The 25,077-nt window shown below is 76.6% G+C and carries 4 protein-coding genes (1 of these 4 only partly in view); all 4 read right to left on the bottom strand.

What is annotated here, in order from left to right; all coding sequences use genetic code 11:
• Window positions 1-8 precede the first annotated feature (8 nt).
• Tightly spaced (at most 31 nt apart), the 4 genes in view from BT341_RS19635 to BT341_RS46550 form a layout consistent with a single transcriptional unit that may run on beyond the window.
• Window positions 9-767, bottom strand: coding sequence for a thioesterase II family protein (locus BT341_RS19635; RefSeq protein ID WP_072477685.1), 759 nt, complete (start codon window positions 765-767; stop codon window positions 9-11).
• Entirely contained in the window at window positions 760-11,124 is a 10,365-nt protein-coding gene (locus BT341_RS19630; protein WP_072477684.1) for a type I polyketide synthase, read from the bottom strand. Before BT341_RS19630 ends, BT341_RS19635 begins: the two co-directional genes overlap by 8 nt.
• Window positions 11,125-11,155: 31 nt before the next feature.
• Complete coding sequence (locus BT341_RS19625; RefSeq protein WP_072477683.1) at window positions 11,156-20,386, bottom strand: type I polyketide synthase; 9,231 nt, start codon at window positions 20,384-20,386, stop codon at window positions 11,156-11,158.
• Window positions 20,383-25,077 carry the final stretch of a type I polyketide synthase gene (locus BT341_RS46550; protein WP_425426489.1) on the bottom strand. It continues 19,686 nt past the right edge of the window, so the window shows 4,695 of its 24,381 coding nt (coding positions 19,687-24,381); its start codon lies beyond the right edge, outside the window — the gene reads right to left on this strand; it ends in the stop codon at window positions 20,383-20,385. Before BT341_RS46550 ends, BT341_RS19625 begins: the two co-directional genes overlap by 4 nt.

Here is a 25,077-nt window from a genome sequence, read left to right as displayed (position 1 = left end):
GGTGCCTTTCAGTGGTGGCCGGTGAAGGTGCCCGCCAGCCGCGCGGAGATCAGGCGCAGCACTTCGGCCTGGTGGTCGGCGAGGAAGAAGTGCCCGCCGCGGAACACCTTGAGCTCGAACTCGCCGTCGGTGTGGTCCTGCCAGGCCCGTGCCTCGGCCAGGGTCGTCTTCGGGTCGGCGTCCCCGGTCAGCACGGTGACCGGCGTGCGCAGCTTCGGGCCGGGCGCGTGGACGTAGGTCTCCGCGGCCGTGTAGTCGTTGCGGATGGCGGGCAACGCCATGCGCAGGATCTCCTCGTCGCCCAGCACGGCCGCGTCGGTGCCGCCGAGCCGGCGCAGCTCGGCGAGCATCCCGTCGTCGTCGAGCAGGTGGACGGACTCGTCGCGGCGGCACGCGGGAGCCCGCCGACCGGACGCGAACAGGTGGCGCGGGCCGGTCCCGGCCCGCTCCAGCCGGGTGGCGACTTCGAACGCCAGCGTCGCGCCCATGCTGTGGCCGAACAGCGCGTACGGCCGCCCGGCCCGCCCGGCCAGCACCTCGGCGAGCCGGTCCGCGAGCACCGGCAGGCTGTCGATGCCCGGCTCGGCGCGCCGGTCCTGGCGGCCCGGGTACTGCACGGCGACGACGTCCACCGCCCGGCCCAGGCCGGCCGACATCGGGTGGTAGAAGCTCGCCGAGCCGCCCGCGTGGGGCAGGCAGAACAGCTGGACCGCGCCCTCGTCGGCGTCGTGGTAACGGCGCAGCCACCGGTCCGGGTCGTCAGTCATGCGTGAACTCCGTCCTCAAAGTCGTGTCGAGCCAGCCGCGCACCGTCCGGGCGGTGGTCACGGCGTGGTCCTCGACCATGGTGAAGTGGTTGCCCGGCACGTCGACGACGGTGTCGGCGGTGTCCCAGTGGGTCTGCCATTCCCCAGGGGCCAGCGGCCCGCCCGGGCCTTCGGCGACCGGGGGCTCGGACGAGCGGACGAGCAGCACCGGCGACGGCAGCTTCGCGGGCGACCAGCCGGCCATCAGCCGGAAGTACCAGCTCATCGCCGACAGCCGGGCGACGTCCATCGGTGCGAACACCGCTTCGCGGTCGAACATGCCGCCCAGCAGCTCGTCGCGGAACCGCTCCAGCGGCGAGTCCGCGCGCGGCAGGTAGCTGTCCAGGAGCACGACCGCCAGCGGCGCCGTCCCCCGCGCGACGAGGTGCTCGGCGGCGGCGTGCGCGAGCATCCCGCCGGAGGACGAGCCGAGCAGCACGAACGGTTCGCCGCCGGCGGCCTGCAGCACCGAGCCCGCCAGTGCCTCGGCGACCGCGGCGACGGTCTCGGGCAGCGCCTCGCCCTTGACGAAGCCCGGCGCCGGAAGCGCGTACACGTCGCGGTCGCCGCGGAACGGCGAGGCGAACCGGGCGTACTGGTGCACCCCGGCCAGCGCCACGTACGAGCTGAAGCAGATCAGCCGGGGCCCGCCCTCCCCGGCAGCCAGCTTCACCGGTTTCGGCGGCTCGGCCAGGTCCGCGGCCGAGGCGAAGGTGGGCCGCAGCAGCGCGGCGTTCTGCAGCAGCTCGAAGCCTTCCGTCAGCTTGCCCAGCTCGCACGCCGTGCGGAACAACGCACCGAGCGTCTCGCCGGAGTCCACAGTGGACGGCGTCGGTGCGGCTTCGGTGACGGCCAGCTCCGCCCGCAGGTGCGCGGCGAGGTCGGCCGGGGCCGGGAAGTCGAAGACGAGCGTCGGCGGCAGCCGCAGTCCCGTGCTCGCGCCCAGTGCGTTGCGCAGCTCGACGGCGGTGAGCGAGTCGAACCCGGCGACGAGGAACCCGGCGTCCGGGCGCACCGCCTCCGGACCGGCATGCCCGAGGACCGCGGCCGCGGCGCCCCGGACCAGCTCCAGCAGCACGCTTTCCTGCTCGGCCGCGGGCTTTCCGGCCAGCACGCGGCGCAAGCCGCCCGCCCCGGACACCGGCGCGGCCCGCCGGGCCGGCGTCCGGACCAGCCCGGTCAGGACGGCGGCGACCTGGCCCGCGGCGCCCAGGGCCGCGAGATCCAGCTTCGCCGGGACCAGCGCGGGTTCGGCCAGCGCGGTCGCGGTGTCGAACAACGCCAGCCCCTGCTCGACCGGCAGCGCCCGGACCCCGCCGCGCGCCATCCGCCGGCGGTCGGCGGAGTCCAGCCCGGCGCTCATCCCGGTGTCCCACAGGCCCCAGGCCAGCGACTGGGCCGGCAGGCCGCGGGCCGCTCGGTGGGCGGCGAGCGCGTCGAGGAAGGTGTTCGCCGCGGCGTAGTTGCCCTGCCCCGGCGCGCCGAAGGTGCCCGACACCGAGGAGAAGAGCACGAACGCCGAGAGGTGCCGGTCCGCGGTCAGCTCGTGCAGGTGCCACGCGGCATCGGCCTTGGGCCGCAGCACGGCGTCCAGCCGCTCGGGGGTGAGCGAGGAGACGACGCCGTCGTCCAGCACGCCCGCCGCGTGCACGACCGCCGCGAGGTCCGGGATATCCGCCAGCAGGCCGGCGAGCGCGGCCCGGTCCGCGGCGTCGCAGGCGGCGAGCCGGACGTCGGCGCCCAGCGCGGACAGCTCGGCCCGGAGCTCGGCCGCGCCGGGCGCGTCCGGCCCAGTGCGCCCGGCCAGGACGAGCCGCCGGACGTCGTGGCCGGTGACGAGGTGCCGGGCCAGCGCCCGGCCGAGGCTGCCGGTGCCGCCGGTGACCAGCACGGTGCCGTCCGGGCCGAACGGGGGCTTGCCGGTGGCGGAGTCGGTGGCCGCCCGGGTCATCCGGGCGGCGAGCAGCACGCCTTCCCGGACGGCGAGCTGCGGTTCGCCGGTGCGGACCGCGGAAGCGAGCGCGGCGCGCGAGTCCGCGTGGTCGTCGAGGTCGACCAGCAGCAGCCGGCCGGGGTTCTCCGCCTGCGCCGAGCGGACCAGGCCCCACACCGGCGCGCAGGCCAGTCCGGCGACGTCGTCACCGGCCCCGGCGGCCACCGCGTCCCGCGTCACCACGACCAGGCGGGCCGCGGCGAACCGCTCGTCGGCCAGCCACGCCCGCAGCAGGGCCAGCACCCCGTGCGCCGTCGTCCGCGCGACGTCGTGCGGCTCGCCAGGCGGCGGCGTGCACACGGCCAGCACCGCTTCGGGCACCGCCATGCCGAGGCCGACCGCGGCGCCGAGCGCGTCCAGGTCCACATAGGACTCCAGGGTGACGCCGCTCGCGTCGAGGACCGGCCCCACGCCGAGGTCGTCCGGGCCGACGACGGCCCAGCGCCGGGTGGCGGCCTCGACCGGCGCCGGCGTGGCCGGCCGCCAGTCGAGCCGGAAGAGCGCGTCGTGGGCTTTCCGGGCCGCGGGCGCACCGGCCAGTGGACGCAGTACCAGAGCGTCGACCGTCGCCACCGCGCGGCCGGCCGGGTCGGCCAGGCTCAGCTTCACCGTGTCCTGGCCGTCCGGGGTGAGCGTGGCCCGGACCGCGGTGGCGCCGCTCGCGTGCAGCGTCACGCCGCTCCAGGAGAACGGCAGGTACTGGCGGCCGGCCCAATCGGCGACGGTGCCCAGCACGTGCAGCGACGCGTCGAGCAACGCCGGGTGCAGGCCGAACCGGGCCGCGTCGGCGTGCTCCTCCGGGCGCAGCGCCACCTCGGCGTGCACCGCGTCGCCGAGCCGCCAGGCGGCGCGCAGGCCCTGGAAGGCCGGGCCGTAGCCGAACCCGCTGTCCGGCCCGGCGTCGTACAGGCCGTCGAGGTCCAGCGGCTCGGCTCCGGCGGGCGGCCACTCCGGCACGTCTTCGGGCAGCCGCCCGGGTTCGGCGGCGAGCCGCCCGGTGGCGTGCCGCGTCCACGGCTCGTCGCCGAGTCGCGAGTGGACGGTCACCGGCCGCGTGCCCGCCTCGTCCGGCGCGCCGAGCACGACCTGCACCTGGACACCGTCGTCTCCGGGCAGGGGCAGCGGGGTCTCGATGACCAGCTCGTCGACGCCGCCCGCGCCCACCAGCTCGCCCGCGCGCAGGGCCAGCTCGACGAACCCGGTGCCCGGGAACAGCGTCCGGCCCGCGACGACGTGGTCGGCGAGCCAGGGGTGCGTGCGCGGCGAGAGCCGGCCGGTGCAGACCACGGCGCCGGTCCCGGCCACGGTCACCGAGGCACCGAGCAGCGGGTGGTCCGGCCGGTCGAGGCCCGCCATCGTGACGTCGCCCGCCGCCACCGGCGCCGGCTCGGGCCAGAACCGCTCGTGCTGGAAGGCGTACGTCGGCAGGGGAGCCGGGTCGCCGGGCCCGCCGAGGACGGCGGCCCAGTCCACGGGCACGCCGCCGACGTGCAGGTTCGCCAGCGCGGTCACGAGGCTTTCCGGCTCGTCGCGGTCCTTGCGCAGCACCGGCGTGACCAGCGTGCCGGTGCCGAGGCAGGACGCGGCCATCGCGCTGAGGACGCCGTCCGGGCCCAGCTCCGCGAACCGGGTCACGCCCAGCCCGGCGAGCGTGGCGACGGCGTCGGCGAACCGGACGGTCCCGCGGGCCTGGCGCAGCCAGTATTCCGGCGAGGTCAGGTCGGCCGCCGGCTCGCCGGTGAGCGTCGAGACGATGGGGACGGCGGGCGGGGCGAAGGTGACGCCGGCCAGGACCCGGCCGAACTCCGCGAGCATCGGGTCCATGTCCGGCGAGTGGAAGGCGTGCGAGACGCGCAGCCGCCGGGTCCGGCGGCCGGCCCACCGCCGTCCGGCTTCGAGCACGCCGTCCTCGGCGCCCGACACCACGACGGACGCCGGGCCGTTGACGGCGGCCAGCTCGACACCGGCGGGCAGCGTCGGGAGGATCTCGGCTTCGGTGGCCTCGACGGCGAGCATGGCACCGCCCGCGGGCAGGGCCTGCATCAGGCGGCCGCGGGCCGCGACGACGGCGCAGGCGTCGGGCAGCGACCACACGCCCGCGACGTGCGCGGCGGCGAGCTCGCCGATCGAGTGGCCGGCGAGCCGGTCCGGCCGGACGCCCCACGACTCCAGCAGCCGGAACAGGGCCACCTCCACGGCGAACAGCGCGGGCTGGGTGTAGGCGGTCCGGTCGAGCAGGTCCGGTCCGGTGTCGACGACGTCCCGGAGCGGCCGGTCGAGACGGCCGTCGAACTGCGCGCAGACCTCGGCGAAGGCTTCGGCGAAGACCGGGAACTCCCGGCGCAGCCCGGCGCCCATGCCGAGCCGTTGCGCGCCCTGCCCGGTGAACAGGAACGCGGTGCCGCCCTCGGCCCGCACGCCGGTGCTGACCCCGGCCGCGGGACGCCCATCGGCGACGGCGGCCAGTCCCCGCACCAGTTCGTCCCGGCCGGTACCCACGACGACCGCGCGGTGGCCGAACACCGTGCGGCCCGCCAGCGCGCTGCCGATTTCGGCGGCCGCCGTGCCCGGGTGGGCAGTGACGTGGTCGAGCAGCCGTCCGGCCTGCGCCCGCAGGGCTTCGGGTGTGTGGCCGGACACCGCCCACGCGACCACCCGCCCCGAGCGCCCCGATGTGGCCTTGGGGCGCTCCGGTGCCTGTTCGACGATGACGTGCGCGTTCGTCCCGCTCACCCCGAACGACGACACCCCGGCGCGGCGCACCCGGTCGTCCGCCGGCCACGGCACGGGCTCCGACAGCAGCCGCACCGACCCAGCGGACCAGTCCACATGGGACGACGGCACGTCGGCGTGCAGCGTCCGCGGCAGCAGGCCGTGGCGCAACGCCAGCACCATCTTCATGACTCCGGCGACCCCCGCCGCCGCCTGGGTGTGGCCCACGTTCGACTTGATCGAACCGAGCCACAGCGGCCGCTCGCGGTCCCGGCCGTACGCGGCGATCAGCGCCTGCGCCTCGATCGGGTCACCCAGCGTCGTCCCGGTCCCGTGCGCCTCGACGGCGTCCACATCGGACGGTTCCAGGCCCGCGTTCGCCAGTGCCGCCCGGATCACCCGCTGCTGGGACGGGCCGTTCGGCGCCGTCAACCCGTTCGACGCGCCGTCCTGGTTCACCGCGGAGCCCCGCACCAGCGCCAGCACCGGGTGCCCGTTGCGCCGCGCGTCGGACAGCCGCTCCAGCACCAGCATGCCCGAGCCCTCGCCCCAGCCGGTGCCGTTGGCGTCGTCGGAGAAGGCGCGGCAGCGGCCGTCCGGGGACAGGCCCCGCTGGCGGCTGAACTCGACGAACGAGCCCGGCGTCGCCAGCACGGTGACCCCGCCCGCGAGCACGAGCGAGCACTCCCCCGTGCGCAGCGCCTGGATGCCCCAGTGCAGCGCGACCAGCGACGACGAGCACGCGGTGTCCACCGTGACCGCCGGGCCCTCCAGCCCGAGCGCGTAGGAGATCCGGCCCGACAGCACGGACGCGGCGTTGCCGGTGCCGAGGTAGCCTTCGGCGCTCTGCGGGGCCAACGCGAGCAGTGCGGGGTAGTCCTGGCCGTTGGTGCCGGCGAACACGCCGACCGGGCGGCCCCGCAGCGACTCCGGGTCGATGCCCGCCCGTTCCAGTGCTTCCCACGACGTCTCGAGCAGCAGCCGCTGCTGCGGGTCCATGGCGAGGGCTTCGCGGGGCGAGATGCCGAAGAACGCGGGGTCGAACAACGCCGCGTCGTCGAGGAAACCGCCCTCGCGGGCGTAGGACGTGCCCTCGCTGTCGGGATCCGGGTCGTAGAGCGCGTCGAGGTCCCAGCCGCGGTCGGCCGGGAACCCGCCGATCGCGTCGCGGCCTTCGGCGAGCAGTGTCCACAGCTCGTCCGGGGTGTGGACGCCACCGGGGAAGCGGCAGGCCATCGACACGATCGCGATCGGCTCGTCGCCGGCCCGCGCGGCGCCGGACGCCGGCCTCCCGGGCTCCGCGTCGCCGGTCAGCTCGGCCCGCAGGTGCGCGGCGAGTGCGTTCGGGGTGGCGTAGTCGTAGATCAGCGTGGCCGTCAGCCGCTGCCCGGTGGCCGCGGCGAGCCGGTTGCGCAGCTCGACCGCGGTCAGCGAGTCGAACCCGAGGTCGGCGAACGCGCGGTCCGGCTCGACGGCCGCCGCGTCCCGGTAGCCGAGGACCTGCGCCACGGCGGTGCGCACGACGTCGAGCACGGCGGCCGCGGTCAGCCCGGCCGGGCCGCCGGCGGGCTCGGCCGGCGGGGCGGGCGGGACGAGCCCGGCGAACACCGGCGGCAGTGCCGGGGCGGCGCGCAGCACGGCGGGGTCGAACCGGATCGGCAGCACCACGGGCTCGCCGGCGCGGCAGGCCGCGTCGAACAGCCGCAGGCCCTCCTCGGCCGACAGCGGGACCATGCCGGTGGCGCCGAGGCGCCTGCGGTCACGGTCGGCGAGCCCGCCGGTCATGCCGCTCGCCTGCGCCCACAGCCCCCAGCCGAGGGCGAGCGCGGGCAGGCCGCGGTCACGGCGGTGGCGGGCCAGCGCGTCGAGCCAGACGTTGGCCGCCGCGTAGTTCGCCTGCCCGACCGGCCCGAGCGTGCCGGAAACCGAGGAGAACACGACGAACGCGGTCAGCTCGGCGCCGCCGGTCAGCTCGTGCAGGTTCGTGACGGCGTCGATCTTGGGCCGCAGCACGGTGTCCAGGCGCTCGGGCGTCAGCGCGGACACGACGCCGTCGTCGAGGACACCGGCCACGTGGACGACCCCGGTCAGCGGCCGGTCCGCCGGGATACCCGCCAGCAGCCCGGCCAGCGCGGCGCGGTCGGCGGCGTCGCAGGCCGCGACGACGGGTTCCGCGCCGAGGCCGGCCAGCTCCGCGCTCAGCTCGGCCGCGCCCTCGGCGTCCGGGCCGCGCCTGCTGGCCAGCAGCAGGTGCCGCACCCCGTGCCGGGTGACGAGGTGGCGGGCGACCAGCGCGCCGAGCATCCCGGTGCCGCCGGTGACCAGGACCGTCCCGTCCGGGCCGAAGGACGCGGAGGGGCCGGACGACGACGGCAGCTTCGCCAGGCGAGCGGCCCGGATTTCGCCGTCGCGCAGGAGAAACTGGGGTTCACCGGTGGCGAGCGCGGCGGGCAGCAGCCGCGCGGCCGACGGCTCGTCGACGTCGGCGAGCACGAACCGGCCGGGGTGCTCCGCCGCGGCCGAGCGCAGCAGGCCCCACACCGGGGCCTGCGCGAGGTCGGGCACCCCGCCGTCGACGGCGGCGCCGCGGGTCAGCACGACCAGGGGCCGGCCCTCGAACCGCTCGTCGGCCAGCCAGAACCGCACGAGCCGCAGCGCGCGGCGGGCCGCCTCGCCGGGCGTGTCCGCCTCGGACCGGGACAGGAAGGGAGCGACCACGACGTCGGGCAGCGCACCCGCTTCCGCGAGGCCGTCGAGGTCCGGGTGGCAAGCCAGCGCGCCCAGCTCGGCGAGCAGGCCCGCGGCGAGTTCCCGGTGGCCGGAGCCGAGCACCGCCCACGCCGCGGGCACCGGCTCGCCGGCCGGGACCGGCACCCAGTCGAGCTTGAGCAGGGCGTCGCGGGTGCCGCCGCCGGCCGGGCCGGGCAGCTGGGGCCAGTAGGTCTCGCGCTGGAAGGCGTAGGTCGGCAGCTCCCGCGCCCGCGCGCCGGTGCCGTCGAACACCCCGGCCCAGGCGGCCCGCGCGCCGCGGACGTACCCGGCGGCGACCGCGGTCAGCGCGGTCCGGACTTCGTCGCGGTCCTGGCGCAGCAGCGCGGCGGCCGTCACGCCGGGCAGGCACTCCTCGGTCATCGCGGTGAGCACGCCGTGCGGGCCCAGCTCGAGGAACCGGGTGGTCCCGAGCCCGGCGAGCGTGTCGACGGCGGCGGCGAACCGGACGGGCTCGCGGACCTGGCGCACCCAGTAGCCCGGGGTGGACAGTGCATCGGGCGCCGGCCTCCCGGTCACCGTCGACACGACCGGGATCCGCGGCCGGGCGTAGGTGACGCGCGCGGCGACCCGGGCGAACTCGCCGAGCATCGGGTCCATCAGCGGCGAGTGGAAAGCGTGCGAAACGGTCAGGCGGCGGGTCCGGCGGCCCAGCGCGGCGAAGTGCCGCTCGATCTCCCGCGTCCCGGCTTCGGCACCGGAAACGACGACCGAGCCCGGGCCGTTGACGGCCGCGAGCGACACCGTGCCGTCGAGCAGCGGGGTCACTTCGGCTTCGGTGGCCTGGACGGCGACCATCGCGCCGCCGGCGGGCAACGCCTGCATCAGCCGTCCCCGCGCGGCGACCAGCTCGGCGGCGTCGGCGAGCGAGAACACGCCCGCGACGTGCGCCGCCGCCAGCTCGCCGATGGAGTGCCCGGCGAGATGGTCGGGGGTCACGCCCCAGGATTCGGCCAGCCGGAACAAGGCGACCTCGAGCGCGAACAGGGCGGGCTGGGTGTAGGCCGTCTCGCCGAGTTCCTCGCCCGACCACACCACTGTCTTGAGTGGACGGTCGAGGTGCCGGTCGAACTCCGCGCAGATCTCGTCGAACGCGGTGGCGTAGGCGGGGAAACGCTCGTACAGCTCACGGCCCATGCCGGCGCGCTGGGCGCCCTGGCCGGTGAAGAGGAAGGCGGTGAGTCCTTCGGCGACGGCGCCGCGCACCAGCCCGGGCGCGTCTTCGCCGCCGGCGAGCGCGCGCACGCCCGCGCGCAGCTCGGCCGCGTCGCCGACCAGCACCGCGCGGTGCTCGAAGGCCGACCGGGTCGTCGCGAGCGCCAGCCCGATGCCGGCGGGGTCGTCGACGTCGAGGGCGGCGAGCCGGGCGGCTTGGGCGTGCAGGGCGGCCGCCGACCGTCCGGAAAGGACCCACGGGACCACGTCCACCGGACGGCTTTCCCGCTGGGGCAACGTTTCTTCGGCCGGTGGCGCGGCCAGGAGCACGTGCGCGTTGGTGCCGCTGACCCCGAACGCCGAGACGCCCGCGTGGCGCACCCGGCCCTCGTCCGGCCACGGCACCGGCTCGGTCAGCAGGCGGACGTCACCGGCCGACCAGTCCACCCGCGACGTCGGCTGTCCCACGTGGAGGGTCGGCGGCAGCACGCCGTGCCGCAGCGCCAGCACCATCTTGATCACCCCGGCCACCCCGGCGGCGGCCTGCGTGTGCCCGAGGTTCGACTTGACCGAGCCGAGCCACAGCGGGCGCCCGGCCGTCCGGTGCTCGCCGTAGGTCGTGAGCAGTGCCTGTGCCTCGATCGGGTCGCCGAGCGAGGTGCCGGTCCCGTGCGCCTCGACGACGTCCACATCGGACGGTGACAGGCGCGCGTCGGCCAGCGCGGCCCGGATGACCCGCTGCTGCGACGGGCCGTTGGGCGCGGTGAGCCCGTTGGACGCGCCGTCGGAGTTGATCGCCGAGCCCGCGACGATGGCCAGCACCGGGTGCCCGTTGCGACGGGCGTCGGACAGCCGTTCCAGCAGCACCACGCCGGCGCCTTCGCCCCAGCCGGTGCCGTCGGCACCCTCGGCGAACGCCTTGCACCGGCCGTCCGCGGCCAGCCCCTGCTGCCTGCTGAAGCCGATGAACGCCCCGGGCGCGGTCATCACGGTGACGCCGCCGGCCACCGCCAGCGTGCACTCCCCTTCGCGCAGCGCGTGCGCCGCCCAGTGCAGCGCGACCAGCGAAGACGAGCACGCGGTGTCGACGGTGACCGCCGGGCCCTCCAGGCCGAGCACGTAGGCGACCCGTCCGGAAAGGACACTCGCCGCGTTGCCGGTGCTCTCGTAGCCGTCGCCGGCCCCGGGCGCGAGGCTGAGCAGCCCGGGGTAGTCCTGGCCGTTGGTCCCGGCGAACACGCCGACCGGTTGGCCGCGCAGGGAAAGCGGGTCGATCCCGGCGCGTTCCACGGCCTCCCACGACGTCTCGAGCAGCAGCCGCTGCTGCGGGTCCATCGCCAGCGCCTCGCGGGGCGAGATCCCGAAGAAGGCCGCGTCGAACGCGCCCGCGTCGCGGACGAACCCGCCCTCGCGGACGTAACTCGTGCCCGGGTGATCCGGATCGGGGTGGTAGACGGCGTCGATGTCCCAGCCCCGGTCGTCCGGGAAGCCGGTCAGCGTGTCGGTCCCGGTTTCGAGCACCCGCCACAGGTCCTCGGGGGTCGCCACGCCGCCGGGGAACCGGCAGGCCATCGCCACGATCGCGACCGGTTCGGGCGTGACGGCCTCGGCCGCCTTGAGCCGTTCCCGGGTCTCGTGCAGGTCGGCGGTGACCTTGCGCAGGTAGCCGAGCAGCTTCTCCTCGTTCACGTCGCACCCCGCCCGCCGGCGACCCCGCGCGTCACGCGAGTCCCAGCTCGTTGTCGATGAAGTCGAAGATCTCGCTCGAGCTGGCCGTCTCGAGCTTCTGCCGCGCGCTTTCCGCCGGTCCGGCGGGCGCGGCCAGCCTGCCCAGCAGCGCCTGCAGCCGGGCGGTGATCCGGGTGCCGGCCAGCTGCTCGGCCGTGAGGCCGGCGAAGGCCGCTTCGATCCGGTCCAGCTCGGCCTCGGCGGCGGCGGCCGGGCCGAGTTCCCGTCCGAGGTGCGCGGCGAGCGCGGCCGGGTTCGCGTAGTCGAACCCGAGTGTCGCGGGCAGGGCCAGGCCGGTGACGGCGGCGAGGCCGTTGCGCAGCTCGACCGCCGTGAGCGAGTCGAGACCCAGGTCCTTGAACGCGAGCGCGGGATCCACTGTGGACGGGCTCGGGTAGCCGAGCACGGCGGCGACCTCGGCCCGCACGAGGTCCAGCAGCGCGCGGTCCCGCTCGGGCCCGGTGCGCGCGGCCAGCTCGGCCCGCAGGTCCCGGACGGGCGCGGGCTCGGCCCGCCGCGCCTCGGGGAGGTCGTCGAGCAGCGGCGCGGGCCGGACGGCGGTGAAGCCGGGGGCGAAGACCGCCCAGTCGACGTCGGCCACCGCGACGACGGGCTCGCCGCCGCTCAGCGCGCGGTGCAGGGCGGCGGTGGCGAGTTCCGGGGCCATCGGCCGGATCCCGCCGCGTCCGGAGCGGACCCCGTCCCCGGCGGCCATGCCGGCACCGGCCCACGGTCCCCAGGCGATCGAGGTGGCGGGCAGGCCGAGGCCGGCCCGGTGCTCGGCGAGCGCGTCGAGGAGCGTGTTGGCGGCCACGTAGTTGCCCTGCCCGGCCGCGCCGAGGGTGGCGGCGAGCGAGGAGAACAGCACGAACGCCGACAGCTCGCGCCCCGCGGTCAGCTCGTGCAGGTGCCAGGCGGACTCCACCTTGGACCGGAGCACGGTGGCGAGTCGTTGCGGGGTGAGGGAGTCGAGGACACCATCGTCGAGAACACCGGCGGCGTGTACGACGGCGTCGAGCCCGGGCAGCGAGTCCAGCAGCCCGGCGAGGTCGGCGCGGTCGGCGACGTCACAGGCGGCGATGGTGACCTTCGTGCCGAGCCCGGCGAGTTCCGCCTCGAGTTCGGCGGCCCCGGGTGCGCCGGGCCCGCGCCGCCCGGCGAGCACGACGTGCGGCGCCCCGGTGCGCGCGAGCCACCGCGCGACCTCGGCGCCGAGGGCACCGGTGCCCCCGGTGACCAGCACCGGCCCGGACGGCGTCCAGGGTTCGGCGGGCAGATCGGCGGGTGCGTGCCCGAGCCGCCGCGCGAAGGTGCCGGACGGGCGGATCGCGAGCTGGTCCTCGCCGGGGCGGCCGAGCGCGGAGACGAGCCGGGCGAGCGCGGCACCGTCCGGTTCGGCGGGCAGGTCGACGAGCCCGCCCCACCGGTCCGGGTACTCCAGGGCGGCGGTCCGCCCGAGCCCCCAGACCCCGGCGGCGCGCGGGTGGGCGGGAGGTGCACCGCCGACGGCGACGGCCCCGGAGGTGACGGACCACAGCGGCGCGGTGAGGCCGGTGTCGCCGAGCGCTTGGAGGAGGGTGGTGGTGAGCGCGAGGCCGAGCGGCACGGACGGGTGGCCCGGGGTGGCTTGGGTGGCTTGGCCGAGGAGGGAGAGCACGCCGGCGAAGGGCGCTTCGGCGGATAGTGGCTGGGTGCCACCGGCCGCGGAGAGCGCGACCGGCCCGGCACCGAGCGACGGCTGGGTGCCACCGGCCACGGCCGACGCCACCTGTCCGACACCGAGCACCGGCTCCGCGCCACCGGCCACGGCCGACGCCACCGGCCCGGGCCCGGCGACCGGCAAGGGCCCAGCGCCACGACCCGCCTCGGGCAGCGCCACCTGCCCCGCCGCGGCGGCGAGCAGCCGCGCCGCCAGCTTCTCGCGGTCGAGATCCCGCTCGCCCACCTCGATCGCCACCGGTTCGGCTCGCGCGTCCGCCAGTGCCCCCAGCACCGCCCTGACCAGCGGATCCTCCGCCGACGGCACCACCACGGCCCAGCGCCCGGACAACGGACGCCCCGGCCGGTCGGCCACCGGCCGCCATGACACGTGATAGCGCCACGCGTCCGCGCTCGGCGGTGCCGGCACCCGGGGCTCCGGCCAGAACACCTGGCGCTCGAACGGGTACGTCGGCAGCGCGACGTGCCGGGTTCCCCTCGACAGCCGCGTCCAGTCCTGCGTGTGGCCGCTGACGTGCAGCGTCGCCAAGGCCAGCACCGCCGTCGCCGGCTCCGGGCGGTCCTTGCGCAGCGTCGGGGCCGCGCTCACTGCCGCGCCGAGCCGGCTCGTCGCCAGTGCCGTCAACGTACCGTCGGGGCCCAGCTCCGCCAGCCGGGTCACTCCGGCGTCGCGCAGCGTCTCGATCGCCCGGTCGAACCGCACCGGCTCGCGGACCTGGCGCACCCAGTACCCCGGGTCGGTCAGGTCCTCGGCCAGCCGGCCCGTCACTGTCGACACCACCGGCACGCGCGGCGCGGCGTAGCCGATCCCGCGCGCCACCTCGGCGAACTCCTCCAGCATCGCGTCCATACGAGCCGAGTGAAACGCATGCGAGACCCGCAAATCCCTAGACTTCACCCCGCGCGCGGTCAGCTCGGCGGCGATCTCGGCCAGGACGGCGGCGTCCCCGGACAGCACCGCCGACCGGGGCCCGTTCACCGCCGCCAGGTCCGCCCGGCCCGCCGCGAACCCGAGCACCTCCTGCTCGGTGGCCTGCACGGCCAGCATCGCGCCGCCGCCCGGCAGGGCCTGCATGAGACCCGCCCGCGCGGCGACGAGCCGGCCCGCGTCCGCCGGCGAGAACACCCCGGCGACGTGCGCCGCCGCCAGCTCGCCGATCGAATGCCCGGCCAGGTAGTCCGGCCGCACCCCCCACGACTCCAGCAGCCGGAACAGCGCCACCTCCACCGCGAACAACGCGGGTTGCGTGTACCCGGTCCGGTCGAGCAGCTCCCCGGAGCCGAAGACCACGTCCCGCACCGGCCGGTCCAGCTCGGGGTCGAGCACCGCGCACACCTCGTCGAAGGCGTCCGCGTACGCCGGGAACCGCTCGTACAGCTCCGCGCCCATCCCGGCGCGCTGCCCGCCCTGACCGGCGAACAGCAGCGCGGTCGCTCCGTCGCCGGCGTGGCCGGTGACCAGCCCCGGCGCCTTCGTGCCCGCGGCGAGGGCGGCCAGCCCGGCGAGCAGCTCCGACCGCCCGGCGCCCGTCACGACCGCCCGGTGGTCGAATGCCGCCCGGCCGGCCAGGGACAGGCTGACGTCGGCCGGACCGGCGTCCGAGCCCTCGGCGAACGCCAGCAGCCGCCGGGCCTGTTCGCGCAGGACCGCGTCCGACCGGCCGGACAGCGGCCACACGACCGGGGCGGCCGCGGGTTCCGGCACCGGTACCTCGCCGGCGGGCGGCTGTTCGAGGATCACGTGGGCGTTCGTCCCGCTGAAGCCGAACGACGACACGCCCGCGCGCCGCGGCCGGTCCCGCTCCGGCCACGGCGCCGGCTCGGTCAGCAGCGCCACCGCGCCGCCGCGCCAGTCGACGTGCCGCGACGGCGTGCCGGCGTGCAACGTCTTGGGCAGGACGCCGTGGCGCAGCGCGAGCACCATCTTGATCACCCCGGCCACACCCGCCGCCGCCTGGGTGTGGCCGATGTTGGACTTCAGCGAGCCCAGCCACAGCGGCTCTTCGCGGTCCTGCCCGTAGGTCGCCAGCAGGGCCTGCGCCTCGATCGGGTCGCCCAGCGCGGTGCCGGTGCCGTGCGCCTCCACGGCGTCCACATCGGACGGACTCAGCCCGGCGTCGGCCAGCGCGGCCCGGATCACCCGCTGCTGCGCGGGGCCGTTGGGCGCGGTGAGCCCGTTCGACGCGCCGTCGGAGTTGACTGCCGAGCCGCGCAGCACCGCCAGCACCGGGTGCCCGAGCCGCCGCGCCGCCGAGAGCCGCTCGACCAGCACGATCCCGGCGCCCTCGCCCCAGCCCGTGCCGTCGGCGCCGTCGGCGAAGGCCTTGCACCGGCCGTCGGCCGCGAGGCCGCCTTGGCGGGAGAACTCGACGAACGCGCCGGGCGTCGCCATCACCGTCACGCCGCCGGCCAGCGCCATCGCGCACTCCCCCGCGCGCACCGAGCGCGCGGCCAGGTGCAGGGCCACCAGCGACGCCGAGCACGCCGTGTCCACCGTGACCGCCGGGCCGCCCAGGCCAAGCACGTACGACACGCGGCCCGACACGACCGAAGCCGCGTTGCCGGTGCCGACGAACCCGCCGAAGTCCTCGCCCGACGCCGCGAGCACCGCCGGGTAGTCCTGGCCGTTGGTGCCGAGGAACACGCCGATGTCCGCGGTCCGGCCCGGGTCGACGCCGGCGCGTTCGAGGGTCTCCCACGCCGTCTCCAGGACGAGCCGCTGCTGCGGGTCCATCGCCAGGGCTTCCCGCGGCGAGATGCCGAAGAAGGCCGGGTCGAACTCCGTGACGCCGTCGACGAACGCGCCGCCGCCCGTGACGACCCCGGCCGCCGCGAGGCCCGCGACGTCCCAGTGCCGGTCGGCCGGGAAGCCGGAAACCGCGTCACCGCCGGAAAGCAGCAGCTGCCACAGGTCGTCCGGGGTCCGCACGCCGCCGGGGAACCGGCAGCCCATCGCCACGACGACGATCGGGTCCTCGGTGGACACCGCGGCTCGCTCGGGAACGGGCTCGGCGACCGGCGCGCCGCCCAGGACGGCCGCGAGGTGCGCGGCCAGGTCGGCGGCCGTCGGGTAGTCGAACACGAGGGTCGCGGGCAGCTCCGTGCCGGTCGCGACGCCGAGCCGGTTGCGCAGCTCGACGGCGGTCAGCGAGTCGAAGCCGAGGTCGGCGAACGACCGGCCGGGCGCGACGGCCGACGCGTCGGCGTGGCCGAGCACCACCGCCACCTGCTTGCGCACCAACGTCAGCAAGTCCGCTTCGGACAATCCGGCCAGGTCCGCCGGCGCGGCCGCGCCGGCGACCGCCGCTTCCGGCAGTTCGGCCAGCAGGCGGCTCGGCCGCACGGCGGTGAGACCGGGACCGAACACCGGCCAGGCGACGTCGGCCAGCACGACCGCGGCGTCGCCGGCGCCGAGGGCGCGGTCGAGCGCGGCCAGCGCGAGGCCCGGGTCCAGGGGCGCGAGCCCGCCGCGGCGCAGCCGGTCGCGGACGGCCTCGTCGGCCGCCATCCCGGCGTCGGCCCACGGTCCCCAGGCCAGCGAGGTCGCCGGAAGCCCGCGCGCCCGGCGGTACCCGGCCAGCGCGTCGAGGAACGCGTTCGCCGCCGCGTAGTTGCCCTGCCCGGCCGCCCCGACCGTGCCGGCCAGCGACGAGAACAGCACGAACGCCGAAAGGTCACGGTCCGCCGTGGCCTCGTGCAGCAGCCACGCGGACGTCGCCTTGGCGCGCAGCACGCGAGCCAGCTTGTCCGGGGTGAGCCCGTCGAGCACGCCGTCGTCCAGCACCCCGGCCGCGTGCACGACGGTGGTCAGGTCCGGCAGCGAGCCGACGAGCGCGGTGACCGCGTCGCGGTCGGCGAGGTCGCACGCCGCGACGGTGACCTCGGCTCCCCGCGCCGTCAGCTCGGCGCGCAGCTCGCTCGCCCCGGGCGCGGCCGGGCCGCGGCGGCTGGCCAGCACGACGTGCGCGGCCCCCCGCTCGACCGCCCAGCGCGCCAGGTGCCCGCCGAGCGCGCCGGTGCCGCCGGTGACCAGCACGGTGCCGGTGACCGTCCACTCCGGACGGACGTCGGCGGGCAGCGGCGCCCGGACCAGCCGCCGGGCGAACACCCCGGACGAGCGGATGGCGACCTCGTCGCCCGCCTCGCCGGCCAGCACGGCGCACAGCCGGTCGGTCTCGCGTTCGCCCGGCTCGGCGGGCAGGTCGACGAGCCCGCCCCAGCGGCGCGGGTGCTCCACGGCGGCGACCCGGCCCAGGCCCCACAGCTGCGCCTGGCCGGGGTCCGCGAGCGGGTCGGACCGGCCGGTCGACACCGCTCCCCGCGTCGCGCACCACAACGGCGCCGACCAGCCCAGCGTGCCCAGTGCCTGGAAGAGCGCCAGGTTCCGGTCGAGCGCCTCGCCGGACGGCGCCAGCAGCGAGAACACTCCGCGGGGTTCCGCACCGGAGCCCGCCAGCAGGGCGGCGAGGTCGGCGTCCGCCGGTACGCGGAGTTCGGTCACGTCACCGCGGGCCCGCAGCTGTCCGGCGATCGCCGGTGCCCCGGTGTCCGGCACGAGGACGAGCCAGCGGCCGGGCAGCCGGGTCACGGCCGTCCCGGTGAGCGGGCGCCAGGCCACCCGGTACCGCCAGTTGTCCACTGTGGACTCGTCGTGGTGACGGCGCCGCCATGCCGCCAGCGCGGGCACGACGTCGCTCAGCGGTGTCTCGGGAGGCACGTCGAGGGTCGTGGCGAGCGCGTCGACGTCCTCGCGCTCGACCGCCGACCAGAACCGGCCGGTGCCGGTATCGGTGCTGGTCACGGCGGCGGCGGGTCCGGCCGAGGTGAGCCAGAACCGCTCCCGCCGGAACGGGTACGTCGGCAGCTCGACCGGGCGGGCGCCGTCGAGCAGCGCGGTCCAGCCGGGCGTCCCGCCGCGCACGTACAGCTCCGCCAAGGCGCTCAGCGCCGATTCCCGCTCGTCGCGCCCGGCCCGCAGCAGCGGCACGACGACCGCCTCGGCGGGCAGGCTCGCCCGCGCCGGGCCGGTCAGGGTCCCGTCCGGGCCCAGCTCGGCGAACCGCGTCGCGCCCCGCGCGGCCAGTGCCGTGACGCAGGCGGCGAAGCGGACCGGCTCGCGGACGTGCCGCACCCAGTGCTCGGGATCGCGCACGTCGGCGGGTTCGCCGGTGACCACCGGCAGCCGCGGCGCCGAGAACGTCAGCCCCGACACGGCCTCCCGGAACTCCGCCAGCATCGGCTCCATGCGCGCGGAGTGGAAGGCGTGCGACACGGCCAGGCGTTTCGTCCGGCGGCCACGGGCGGCCAGCTCGGCCGCCGCCGCGAGCACCGCGTCCTCGTCACCGGAGAGCACGACCGCGTCGGCCGCGTTGACGGCGGCCAGGTTCACCCGCTCGCCCAGCAGCGGCGCGACTTCGTCCTCGCCGGCCTGCACGGCGACCATCGCGCCGCCGGCCGGGAGGGCCCGCATCAGCCGGGCCCGCGCGGCGACCAGCCGGCAGGCGTCGGCGAGCGAGAGAACCCCGGCGACGTGCGCCGCCGTGATCTCGCCGATCGAATGCCCCGCCACGTAGTCGGGGCGCAGGCCCCAGGACTCCAGCAGCCGGAACAACGCCACCTCGACGGCGAACAGCGCCGGCTGCGTGTACCCGGTGTCGTCCAGCGACTCGGCGGCACCCGAGACGACCTGGTCGAGCGCGGCGGGCAGCAGTCCCGCGAAGCCGGCGCACACGGCGTCGAACGCCTCGGCGAACACCGGGAACTCGCGGCGCAGCCCGGCGCCCATGCCGATCCGCTGGGATCCCTGCCCGGAGAAGAGGAACGCGGTCTTGCCGGGCTTGCCCGCGACCCCCTCCACCAGGGACACCGCGGGTTCGCCGGCGGCCAGCGCGTCCAGCGCCGTCATCGCCCCGGCGAGGTCACCGGCGAGCACCACGGCTCGGTGCTCGAACGCCGAACGGCCGGTGACCAGCGACAACGCGGTGTCCGCGAGCGGCCGGTCCGGGTGCGCCGCCAGGTGCTCGCGCAGCCGCACGGCCTGCTCCCGCAGGGCGTCCCCGGACCGCGCGGACAGCGCCAGGGGCAACGTGCCGGTGGGCGGCTCGGGGCGCTCGGCGGGCGGCGCGTCGTGGCTTTCCAGGATCACGTGCGCGTTGGTGCCGCTGATGCCGAACGAGGACACGCCGGCCCGCCGCGGGCGGTCCCCGGCCGGCCACTCGACGTTCCGCGTGAGCAGCTCGACCGCACCGGCCGCCCAGTCGATGTGCGGGGACGGCTCGTCGACGTGCACCGTGCGCGGCAGCAGCCCGTGCCGCAGCGCCAAGACCATCTTGATCACCCCGGCGACGCCGGCGGCGGCCTGGGTGTGCCCGATGTTGGACTTGACCGAGCCGAGCCACAGCGGGCGGTCCCGGTCCTGGCCGTAGGTCGCGAGCAGGGCATGCGCCTCGATCGGGTCGCCGAGGGTGGTGCCGGTGCCGTGCGCCTCGACGGCGTCCACATCGGACGGTGCCAGCCCGCCACCGGCCAGCGCGGCGCGGATGACCTGCTGCTGCGCCGGGCCGTTGGGCGCGGTGAGCCCGTTGGACGCGCCGTCGGAGTTGACCGCCGATCCGCGGACGACGGCCAGGACCGGGTGCCCGCCGGCCAGCGCGTCGGACAGCTTCTCGACCAGGACGAGCCCGACGCCCTCGGACCAGCCGGTGCCGTCGGCCGCGGCCGCGAACGGCTTGCACCGCCCGTCCGGGGCGAGCCCGCGCTGGCGGCTGAACTCGAGGAACATGCCGGGGGTCGACATCACCGTCACACCGCCGACCAGCGCCAGCGAGCATTCGCCGCGCCGCAGGGACTGGACGGCCCAGTGCAGCGCGACCAGCGAAGACGAGCAGGCGGTGTCCACGGTGACCGCCGGGCCCTTGAGCCCGAGCTGGTAGGCGACCCGGCCGGAGATCACCGCGGTCGAGTTGCCGGTGAGCAGGTGCCCTTCGACGCCGTCGGGCAGCGCGGTCAGGCCGGAGCCGTAGCCGGTGGACGTGCCGCCGACGAACACCCCGGCCGGGGTGCCGCGCAGCGACAGCGGATCGATGCCGGCCCGCTCGAAGGTCTCCCACGCCGTTTCCAGCAGCAGCCGCTGCTGCGGATCCATGGCCAGGGCCTCACGGGGGCTCATCCCGAAGAAGCCGGGGTCGAACTCCGCCGCGTCGTAAACGAACCCGCCTTCGCGGACGTAGCTCGTCCCGGCCTGCTCGGCGTCTCCCGAGTACAGCGCCGCGGGCCAGCCGCGGTCGGCCGGGAAGCCGGCCATCCCGTCGCCGCCTTCGACGAGCAGCTGCCACAGCTGTTCCGGGGTGCGGACCCCGCCGGGGAACCGGCAGCCCAGCCCGATCACCGCGACCGGTTCGGCGTCCCGCTCCTCGGCCTCCCGCAGCCGCTGGTTCGCCGCCCTCAGGTCGGTGGTGACCTTCTTGAGGTAGTCGAGCAGCTTCTGCTCGTTGGTGGACGTCACGCCCCGAACTCCTTGTCGATCAGGTCGAACAGCTCGTCGGCGGAGGCCGCCGCCACTTCGTCGTCCAGCCGCGGTTCGCCGGTCCACCAGTCGAGGAGGGACCGCAGCCGCTCGGTGATCTCGTCCCGGCCTTCGAAACCGGCGGGCAGCGCGGCGAGCGAGCCGCGCAGGTCGTCGACCAGCCCGGTCGCCGGTGGTGCCGCGGGCGCGATCTCGCCGAGCAGGTAGCCCGCCAGTTCCCGGACCGTCGGGTAGTCGAACACCAGCGTCGCGGGCAGCCGCTTCCCGGCGACCGCGCCGAGCCGGTTGCGCAGCTCGACCGCGGTGAGTGAGTCGAAACCCAGCTCCGAGAACGCCCGGCCCGGGTCGATGTCCACTGTGGACGCGTGTCCGAGGACGGCGGCGACCTGCCCGGACACCACGGTCACGACCAGCTCTTCCCGGTCCGCGACCGGCGTCGCGGCCAGCCGCTCGGCCAAGCCCGCCTGGCCGGCCTTCGCGACGGACGACGCCGCTGCTCGCCGGGCCGGCGCGGTGGCGAAGCCGCGGAACAGCGGCACGCCCGAGGACGCCAGCGCGGCCGGGTCGACCCGCATCGGCACCACCGCCGGTTCGCCGGCGGCGATGCCCGCGTCCAGCAGCGCGAGCCCGAGATCCGCCGGCAACGGCAGCAGCCCGGCGCGGGCCATCCGGCCCAGGTCCACCTCGGTCAGGCCGCCGGTCATGCCCGCCGCCGCCGACCACGGCCCCCACGCCAGCGCCACCGCGGGCAGGCCGAGCGCGTGCCGGTGGGTGGCGAAGGCGTCGACGAAAGCGTTTGCGGCCGCGTAGTTCGCCTGTCCCGCGCCGCCGAACAGCCCGGCGGCCCCGGAGAACAGGACGAACGCGGCGAGGTCGGCGTGCCGGGTCAGCTCGCCGAGGTGCACGGCCGCGTCGACCTTGGGCCGCAGCACCGTGTCGAGGCGGGCCGCGTCCAGGGACGCCACGACACCGTCGTCGAGCACCCCGGCCGTGTGCATGACGGCCCGCAGCGGGTGGGCCCCGGGAATCCCGGCCAGCAGGTCGGCCAGCGCGTCGCGGTCGGCGACGTCGCAGGCCGCGACGGTGACGCTCGCCCCCAGCGCGGTCAGCTCGTCGCGCAGTTCCGCCGCGCCTTCGGCCGCGAGGCCGCGGCGGCTGGTCAGCAGCAGGTGCCGGGCGCCGTGCGCGCGGACCAGGTGCCGGGCCAGCAGCCCGCCCAGGCCGCCGGTGCCGCCGGTGATCAGCACCGTGCCCTGGGTGTCGAGCGGGGCGGGCACGGTCAGCACGACCTTGCCGACGTGGCGCGCCTGCTGGAGGTGCTTGAACGCCGCGGGCGCGCTGTGCACGTCCCAGGCGGTGACCGGCACCGGCCGCAGCACGCCGGTCCCGAGCAGGCCGAGGATCTCCCGCAGCATCTCGGCGATGCGGTCCGGGCCGGCCTCGATGAGGTCGAACGCCCGGTACGCCACGCCCGGGTGGGCCGCGGCGACCGCGTCCGGGTCACGGACGTCGGTCTTGCCCATCTCCAGGAACCGGCCGCCACGCGGCAGCAGCCGCAGGGACGCGTCGACGAACTCGCCGGCCAGCGAGTCGAGGACGACGTCGACGCCGCCGCCGCCGGTGGCCGCGCGGAACCGCTCCTCGAACTCGAGGGTCCGCGAGGAGGCGATCCGGTCGTCGGTGAGGCCGTGCTCGCGCAGGGCGGCCCACTTGCCGGCGCCGGCGGTGCCGAACACCTCGGCCCCGAGGTGCTTCGCCAGCTGGACCGCGGCCATGCCGACGCCGCCGGCCGCCGCGTGGACCAGCACCTTCTCCCCCGGCCGGACACCGGCGAGGTCGACCAGCGCGTAGTAGGCGGTGAGGAACACGATCGGCACGGACGCGGCTTCGGCGAACGACCAGCCGTCCGGGACGCGCGCGACGAGCCGCTGGTCGGCCACCGCGACCGGGCCGAACGCGCCGGGGAACATGCCGAGCACCCGGTCGCCGGCGGCCAGCCCGGTGACCCCCGGCCCGGTTTCGGTGACGACGCCGGCGCCTTCCAGGCCCAGGTGCCCGGCCTCGCCGGGGTACATGCCGAGCGCGGTGAGGACGTCGCGGAAGTTGACGCCGGCCGCGCGGACCGCGATCCGCACGTGACCCGCCGGCAGCGGCCCCTCGACCTCCGGGCACGGCAGCAGGGTGAGGTTCTCGAGGGTGCCCTTGCCGGCGACGCCGAGCCGCCACGGCCCGGCCGCCGGGGCGGCGAGCACCCCGCCGGCGGTTTCCGCGCGGACCAGCCGGGCCGCGTGCGCTACACCGTCGCGAACCGACAGCTGCGGCTCGCCGGTGGCCAGCGCGGCGGGGATCGCGGCGTAGGACGCTTCCGCGCCGTCGACGTCCACCAGCAGGAACCGGCCGGGGTGCTCGGCCTGGGCCGAGCGGACCAGGCCCCAGACCGCGGCGTTGGCGAGGTCGGTCACCTCACCGCGGCAGGCCACCGCGCCGGAGGTGACGAACACCAGCTTCGCGGCTTCGAGGGTGTCCTCGGCCAGCCAGCGTTGCACGGTGGCCAGTGCGAGCCCGGTGGCCGCGCGGACCGCGCCCGGCAGGTCCGCCGCGCGGTCCGCCGCGAGCGGCGCGAAGACCACCTCCGGCGGCGTGCCGCCTTCGGCGACCAGCGCGTCGGTGTCCACATAGGACCTCAGCGGGCCGGACGTGCCGAGGTGGACGCCGAGCTTGTGCCGGTCCGGGCCGAGCACGGCCCAGGTGCCGGTGTCCGGTCCGGACCCGCCGGGCAGCGGCACCCAGTCCACTCGGAACAGCGAGTCGTGCAGCCGCTTCGGCTCGGTCAGCAGCTCGGCGGAGACCTGGCGCATGGCCAGCGATCCCACGGTGGCCACCGGGTTGCCCGCGGTGTCGGCGATGGCCAGCGCGAGCGCGTCCGGACCGGCCGGGCTCAGCCGGACGCGCAGCGCGTCGGCGCCGGAGGCGTGCAGGGTTACGTCCGACCAGGAGAACGGGAGCCGGCTCTGCCCGGCCCCGTCCAGCGGCAGGTAGAGCAGCGCCTGCAGGGCGGCGTCGAGCAGGGCGGGGTGCAGCCCGAAGCGGCGCGCGTCTTCACGGGCCGGCTCGGGCAGCGCGACCTCGGCGAACACGTCGTCGCCGGATCGCCAGGCGGCGACGAGGCCGCGGAAAGCGTCCCCGTAGGCGAACCCGCCCGCCGCGTACGTGGCGTAGAAGTCGTCCACGGCAATCGGTTCCGCCGTCGCGGGCGGCCACTCCGCCGACGGCTCGCCGGCGGCACCGGCCTCGGCGGCGAGCACACCGGTGGCGTTCAGGACCCACTCTTCACCGTCTTCGGCCCGCGAGTGCGCGGTGAACGGCCGGGTCCCGTCCTCGCCGGGCGCCCCCACCGAGCACTGCAGCTGGACGCCGCCGCGCTCGGGCAGCACCAGCGGCGCGGCCAGCGTCAGTTCCGCCACCGAGGCGCAGCCGGCCTCGTCCGCGGCGCGGACGGCCAGCTCCAGGAACGCGGTGCCCGGCAGCAGGATCTGCCCCATGACCTCGTGCCCGGCCAGCCACGGGTGCGTGGCGAGCGCGAGCCGGCTGGTGAACAGCAGCTCGGCGGAGCCGGCCACGGAGACCGCCGCGCCCAGCAACGGGTGGTCCACCGCGGTGAGGCCGGCGGCCGTGACGTCCCCGGCCGGCAGGCCGGTCAGGTGCGGCCAGAACCCCCGGCGCTGGAAGGCGTACGTCGGCAGGTCGACCCGGCGCGGGGCCGTGCCGCCGAACACCGCCGCCCAGTCGGGGCTCTGCCCGTGGACGTGCAGCTCGCCGACGGCGGCCAGCACGGTGACCCGCTCGTCGCGGCCGGCGCGCAGGGTCGGCACCGCCACGGCCGCTTCGACCATCGGCGTGAGGACGGCGTCCGGCCCGAGCTCGACGAACCGGTCGACGCCCAGCTCGCGCAGGGTCGTGACGGCGTCGGCGAACCGCACGGCCGCGCGCACCTGGCGGACCCAGTACTCCGCCGTCAGCGCGGAGGCGACCGCACCGGTCACCGTGGACACGATCGGCAGCTCCGGTCCGGCGTAGGTGATCCGCTCGGCCACCTTCGCGAACTCGGCCAGCATCGGGTCCATCAGCGGCGAGTGGAACGCGTGCGAAACGGTGAGCCGCTTGGTCTTGCGGCCCAGTGCGGTGAAGTGCTGCTCGATCCCGTCGAGGTCGTCGCCGGAGACCACGATCGACGACGGCCCGTTGATCGCGGCGATGCTCACCGTGTCCGTGAGGAGCGGCGTGACCTCGTCCTCGGTGGCCGACACGGCCAGCATGCCGCCGCCGCGCGGCAACGCCTGCATCAGCCGGCCGCGCGCGGCGACCAGGCGGCACGCGTCCGCCAGCGAGAACACCCCGGCGACGTGCGCCGCGGCCAGCTCGCCGATCGAGTGCCCGGCCAGGTACCCGGGCCGCACCCCCCACGACTCCAGCAGCCGGAACAAGGCCACCTCGACCGCGAACAGCGCGGGCTGGGTGTAGCCGGTCTCGTTCAGCAGGTCCTCGTCGCCGAAGACGACGTCCCGCAGCGGCCGGTCCAGCTCGGTGTCGAAGTGCGCGCACACCGCGTCGAACGCTTCGGCGTAAACCGGGTAGCCGGCGTACAGCTCGGCGCCCATGCCGAGCCGCTG

The sequence above is a fragment of the Amycolatopsis australiensis genome (assembly GCF_900119165.1).
Classification (GTDB): domain Bacteria; phylum Actinomycetota; class Actinomycetes; order Mycobacteriales; family Pseudonocardiaceae; genus Amycolatopsis; species Amycolatopsis australiensis.
This window is presented reverse-complemented; position numbering and strand designations above follow the sequence as displayed.